At 42.9% G+C, this 5809-nt stretch carries 7 protein-coding genes and 2 pseudogenes; 6 read left to right on the forward strand and 3 right to left on the reverse strand.

Going from position 1 to position 5809, the window contains the following annotated elements; genetic code table 11:
* From ACFINH_RS08890 to ACFINH_RS08905, 4 genes and pseudogenes are all read left to right on the forward strand, one after another.
* Positions 1-1071: pseudogene (locus ACFINH_RS08890) on the forward strand (DUF4815 domain-containing protein); the annotation flags it as partial.
* A 13-nt stretch (positions 1072-1084) separates the two neighbouring features.
* Positions 1085-2476 carry a Bgr_08870 family protein gene (locus ACFINH_RS08895; protein WP_375632754.1) on the forward strand — a complete coding sequence of 464 codons (1392 nt, stop codon included), beginning with the start codon at positions 1085-1087 and terminating at the stop codon, positions 2474-2476.
* A gap of 118 nt (positions 2477-2594) precedes the next feature.
* Complete coding sequence (locus ACFINH_RS08900; protein WP_375632756.1) at positions 2595-2726, forward strand: hypothetical protein; 132 nt, start codon at positions 2595-2597, stop codon at positions 2724-2726.
* A complete protein-coding gene (locus ACFINH_RS08905; protein WP_375632758.1) occupies positions 2719-3027 on the forward strand; it encodes a HigA family addiction module antitoxin in 309 nt (102 codons plus the stop codon). The genes ACFINH_RS08900 and ACFINH_RS08905 overlap by 8 nt, the downstream gene beginning before the upstream one ends.
* A gap of 9 nt (positions 3028-3036) precedes the next feature.
* Here ACFINH_RS08905 and ACFINH_RS08910 read toward each other — a convergent pair whose 3' ends face one another.
* The 3 genes and pseudogenes from ACFINH_RS08910 to ACFINH_RS08920 form a co-directional block, all read right to left on the reverse strand.
* On the reverse strand, positions 3037-3423 hold the full coding sequence (locus ACFINH_RS08910; RefSeq protein WP_375632760.1) for a hypothetical protein: 387 nt from the start codon (positions 3421-3423) through the stop codon (positions 3037-3039).
* Positions 3416-3667 carry a type II toxin-antitoxin system prevent-host-death family antitoxin gene (locus ACFINH_RS08915; protein ID WP_375632762.1) on the reverse strand — a complete coding sequence of 84 codons (252 nt, stop codon included), beginning with the start codon at positions 3665-3667 and terminating at the stop codon, positions 3416-3418. The genes ACFINH_RS08910 and ACFINH_RS08915 overlap by 8 nt, the downstream gene beginning before the upstream one ends.
* A gap of 83 nt (positions 3668-3750) precedes the next feature.
* Positions 3751-4030, reverse strand: a pseudogene (locus ACFINH_RS08920) (Rha family transcriptional regulator); the annotation flags it as partial.
* A gap of 355 nt (positions 4031-4385) precedes the next feature.
* Here ACFINH_RS08920 and ACFINH_RS08925 point away from each other — a divergent pair.
* Positions 4386-5597 (forward strand): phage tail sheath subtilisin-like domain-containing protein, encoded by a 1212-nt coding sequence (locus tag ACFINH_RS08925; RefSeq protein ID WP_375632763.1) that lies wholly within the window; start codon positions 4386-4388, stop codon positions 5595-5597.
* On the forward strand, positions 5597-5809 hold a 213-nt coding region (locus ACFINH_RS08930; RefSeq protein WP_375632765.1), incomplete at its 3' end, for a phage major tail tube protein. The genes ACFINH_RS08925 and ACFINH_RS08930, both read left to right, overlap by 1 nt.

A 5809-nucleotide genomic window follows, 5' to 3' on the forward strand; every position in this document is an offset into this window, starting at 1 on the left:
GGCGTGATTGATGTGAAAGTGATGCGGCGCACCACCACGGTGAAGATCTGGACGCAAGTGGACCCACAAGCGCAAGTCTTTACCCCTGATGCAACACGGCAAATCACCGGAATTGACTTTCATCTTTGTAAAATCGGCAATCAGAACCATGATCTGGTGATTGATTTGGTCACCACAGAAAATGGCTATCCGACCGCCGATATTCAAGCGCAAAGCTTTTATTCTATGAAGGGCGCAAAGCTAGGGTGGGCAGAGGCACGCTATGATGTACCACTCCTTGTGATGGATGACCGCTTAACGGCTTTTGTCATTAAAACCGATGATGCTGATCATTCTGTCTCACTAGCAAAGCTTGGGGATTTTGATCCAGAACACCAGAGATACGTTTCAAGCCACCCTTACGTGACCGGTCCACGCTTTTCTTCTGTCAATGCGCAGACATGGACCGCCCATCAAGATGAGGCTTTAGCCTTTCGAGTGCTGGCAGCACGCTACACACAAACAGAAAAAACCATTGATCTTGGCACTTTTGATCTTGTGGACTGCTCTGATTTACAAATCCGCGCAGCCATTGAATTGCCTTCAAGTGAGTGTTCTGTCATCTTTGAAATTGAAAGAAACAACGGCACGGTTTATCAACTCCTTCCCTTTCAATTGCTAAGCCTTACCGAATATATCAGTGAAAAGGTAAAGCTTCGCGCTATTCTCAAAGGGACAGAGAAACTCTCACCTGTTTTGTTTACTCCTGTTCAATTGATTGCAGGCAAGATCCATAAAACGGCCACTTATGTCACCCGTGCTTTTACCTTTGGAGAAAAGGCAAGGTTGACCAGTTATATCAAAACCTTTTTACCGGGCGGTGCAACCTTCACACTCGAGATGCAGCTGGATGATGGTGCTTTCACCCCTTTGAAACTCGACGAAACAGAGCAACTCGCTGAACCGCTTTGGACAGAGCGCAAATTTGTGAGTGGTGACAAAGGCGCCAAACAAGCGCGCTTGAAACTCACGCTTACCGGTGGACCGGCGGCGCGGTCCATGGTGAGTGATTTTGGTGCCGGCATATTGTGATGGAAGAACAGAGATGACAAAAACCAAAAAACTCGACATGGAATTGCCTAAAGAGGGGCGTTTTATCAGTTCTGAATTCCCAATCTTGCGGGAAAACTTGACAAAAATTGATCAAGCTCTTTTGGCTGTTGAAGAAAAGGTAGACGAAAAAGCGCCTTCAAAACACACGCACACAATAAATGATGTTGCAGATCTTGAAACAGCCCTCAATGGCAAAATGGCAGCGGATAAAACCTTCTCATTTGCTGATTTAAGCGATATCGAGGGTGCTAAGGACGCAGCCAACAATTATGTTCTCTATAAATCAAGCAACAATAACTTCACCTTTGGGAGTGCTGTCTCACTGTTAGGCGCACATCAACATAAAACCGAAGATATCGTGGGGCTTGATGATTTTAGAGCCAAGATCAATGAAGATCTCACAAGCTATGGTCGCTTAGCCAGCCCAAATGAATGGCAAAGTTATAATAAATTTACCAGTAAAGTCACCATGGGTGACGACTTGGAGATCTTGGGTAATGTATCATCTGACTTCTTCGGTCTTCCAAAAAGGAAAGTGGTTACCCGTTTAAGCACAAGTGGAAGTACGCTTAAAGGACCGCTTAAAGTTGATGATGATCTTGTTTATACCAAATCACAAGTGGATGCAGCCATCTTGGCACAGATAAAGAGTCTTAAAAAAGATTTGACCGATAAAATCACGAATTGGCCGGCTCTTGCTGATGCTGAATTGCTCTATACACAGGATGGAAAAATTCAATGGCCCGATTGGGTAACGGATAACACAAAAGTCGAAATCCAAGCATGGGGTGGCGGCGGCAGTGGTGGAGGTAGTTATTCTTATTACTTAGGAGGCGGTGGCGGCGGTGGCGGTTGTACGGTATGGTATGGTTATAAAGCGAGTTTAAAGGGTCATGAGAATATCACAATTGGTAAAGGAGGAGATTCTGTTTCTGGGTGGAATGTAAAAGGTAGGTTTGGAGGAACAACAACCGTTGGCAAAAATTTTATTACGGCGACAGGAGGACATGGTGGTGGGGGTACTTACTCTTCTAGCACTCACACGGGATTTGGTAAAGATAATACTTCCTTCTATTCAGGCGATGGCGGTGCTGGAGGAACAGGTGGAAACTTTGGTTTAGCAACGGATGAACATCCAGGAATTGCCAAAGGCGGAAATGGTTATGCTGGAACGAATGGAATTACGAGTAAAACAAGCGGTAATGGAGGCGATGCTGGAGGTGATACATCACGTGGTGGCTCTGGAGGAGTCGGCAAAGGTTCCTATAGTTCGGGAAAAGCAGGGCGTGGTTTTGGGGGCGGAGGGGCTGGTGCTCATGCTGATTCTTCTCCAAGTGGTGCTGGAGCAGATGGTGCTGTCCTCATAAGATTATGGAAAGAATAAATGGATGCACAAGTAACCAAGATATGACAGAAGTCAAATGGATAGCTGTTCTATAAGCAGGTTTATATGTTTTTAAGTCCTTTTATCGCTCTTTAAAAGCCCTTTGAAAGGGCTTTTTTTGACTGACAGTGTCAGGCTTATGGAGCATGATGATGGTTGTTATAGTCTCTTCATTGATTTGGAGAGCAAAATGGCAATAGAATTTAAACTTCGTATTCACTTTATTAAGAAAGGATACAGTTATGGATGACATTCCTGCACAAAGAGATAAAAACCGCTGTCCTACTCATCCAGGAGAAGTTTTAGCAGATATTATTCCTGAGACAGGCAAAACAAAATTAGAAATTGCGCAGATGCTTGGTATATCACGCCAACATCTTTATGATATTCTAAATGCCAAAAAGCCTGTCTATCCTTCTCTTTCGGCTTGTCTTGGCAAAATGTTTGGGAATGGAGCTGCCATATGGTTACGTATGCAAGCCAATTATGATGCGTGGCATGCTGAACGTGAAACAGATGTTAGCAAAGTTCCAACACTCCACGCTGTTTGACTTTGTGACTCAATCTCTAGAGACTTTTCCAAGTGGTTTTATTGCTTTAACTTCTTTAATTTTAAGTGCAATTTTACGCACGAAAACGAGGCTAAAACGCCCTTTTGGTTTTAAATCTTCAAAGTCAAACAAAGATTCGCAAGGAACAACATTAAATTCATCAACACGCACCCAAGATTGCTTTTGCAACCCCGCACGTCTACATTCTATCTCAGGTACTTTTAAGCTATATTGTAAATTAATAGCCTCCTGAGAAGTAATAGGAAACAAAAAGAAATGGCTTTCAGTTTTAACCATAACACAGGAAGAACGCGCTTTGCGCCCCGAATGTTCACCTTTTTGCGCTTGTTCGTGCCATAAATAATAATATTGAACAACATCCCCTGCTTTAAACATGTTCATCACTATTCAAAATGTCATCTAAACCACGATCTAAGTCGTCTAATATATTTTGCGGTGCATCTGCATAAACAAAAGATTGTGCACCAGAACGAGATTTTATTAATTCATGATATAAATCAACAGGAAGCATAATGATTTTTTCACGCCCTCGCTTTGTTAAAGCTACAGGTGTAGACATAGCCTTGTCTAAAATATCGCCTGCCCCGCGGTTTACATCTGTAAAACTATATTTTTTCATATGCACATCCTATCTTTAACGTATAATACGTATTATACGTACAATATGTATTATGTAAAGATATTTTATGCTGTTAACGAGTGCTTTTTAAACGCACGCACCATGTCATTATTACGCATATAGGTCATGAGTAGAGTTGCTTGCGGTTCATTGAGGATAGCAATTACTCTCTTTTGACCGCCTTTACTGTCTCTTTTACTCACTTGGATTTCAAATCCAAGTGGACCAAACTCTTCAAAATCTTTGCGATTATTGCGCACAAGTTTGATAACAGTGGCATGACTGTTTCCCACGCCTTGAGCAATTTTCAAAGAGGTTGTGGACAGTAATACCAGCACTATCGATTGTTACTAAATTGTTCATGGTGAACTCTTTGTTGATTAATGTTTTTGATTGACACTCAACGAAGAATGCCGGATGCTCAAAAACACAGCAACAAGCCCGTCGTTATTTTTCCCTTGAAAGGGTGTTTTACGGCATAACCACACCCAACCCCACCCTTATATGCGCGTAGCATATAATGAGTCAAAATCTTTAATGTACAGAAGACTGATTATTTCGGTAACCAATTCGCTCGTTGTTTTAAGGTGTTTTTGAAGCACCTTTTTACGAATCTAACGATTTTAAATATTTTGCAAAGTCGTTCTCAAGAGCGGCACTTAGTCCCTCATTTTTTTCCATTCATTTCATTAGCCAATATTTCAAAGGAGCATAAAATATGGCAACAGGTTTTTTACACGGTGTTGAAGTCGTTGAAGTTGACGACGGCACCCGCCCCCTTCGCGCGGTTCAGTCTGCCGTTATCGGGATTGTTGGCACAGCACCCGATGCCGATGAACAAGCATTCCCTCTCAACACACCGGTTTTGGTAGCAGGCTCTCTTTCACAAGCTGCAAAACTCGATAGAACATGCAAACGACGCGGCACTTTACCCAATGCCCTTGATCTTATTTTTAAACAAGTAGGAGCAATTGTCGTTGTCGTACGCGTGCAAGAAGGTGACAACGAAAATGCAACACTCACCAATATTCTGGGTGGTGTAAACGCAAATGGTGTTTATGAAGGTGTTCATGCTTTCATTGGAGCACAATCCATTGTAGGACAAACACCACGCATTCTGATTGCGCCAAGCTTTACACATCAACGCCCTTCCAGTGTGGATATTGAAGAAAATGGAACTGGTGCAACTGCCAACCCCGTCGCAGCAGAACTCATTGGCATTGCAGAGCGTCTGCGTGCTATTGTGGTGCTTGATGCACCCAACACAACAGATGAAGCAGCCCTTAGAACAGCAAAAGATTTTGATTCAAAGCGCGCCATCATAGTTGACCCTTTTGTAAAGGTGAATCGTGATGGAAAGATCATAGAACAGCCAGCAAGTGCAGCGGTTGCTGGTGTCATTGCTAAAACTGATTTTACACACGGTTTTTGGCATTCCCCTTCAAACAAAGTGATCAATGGCATTGTTGGTATTACGCGCCCTATTGATTTTTCCATTGGGGACAGATCAAGCCGCGCCAACCTTCTTAACGAACAAAACATCACAACCATTATTCGTGAAAACGGCTATCGTCTTTGGGGTAATCGCACCCTTTCAAGCGATACAAAGTTTGCTTTCTTATCGGTGGTGAGAACCGCAGATATGATCAATGACGCCATTTTGCGCGGACATCTATGGGCTGTCGACCGCAATATCAAAAAGACCTACATGAATGATGTCAGTGAAAGCGTCAATGCCTATTTGCGTGATTTGAAAGCACAAGGCGCCATTCTTGGTGGGCGTTGTACGCCTGATCCAGAGTTGAATACAGCAAGCGCCATTGAAGGCGGCAGAGTCTATTTCAATGTCGAATTCACACCAACAACACCAGCAGAACACATCACGTTCCGTTCACGCATTGTGAATGATTACTTAGAGGAGATCTTTTAATGGCCATACCTGTTTTACCAAGAGTTTTGAAATATTTTAACATTTTTGTCGACGGCATTCCCTATCAAGCAAAATGTGAAAGCGTAACATTGCCGAATTTGAATTTGGTTGTTGAAAGTTATCGTGGCGGAGGCATGGATAGCTCTATTGAAGTTGACCTTGGTCTTGAAACCCTCACACTTAGCATGACTATTTCTGATTGCTCTCCAGAA

Origin of the sequence: Bartonella sp. AA74HLJMH, assembly GCF_042197045.1 — a bacterium.
In the GTDB taxonomy this organism is placed as follows: domain Bacteria; phylum Pseudomonadota; class Alphaproteobacteria; order Rhizobiales; family Rhizobiaceae; genus Bartonella.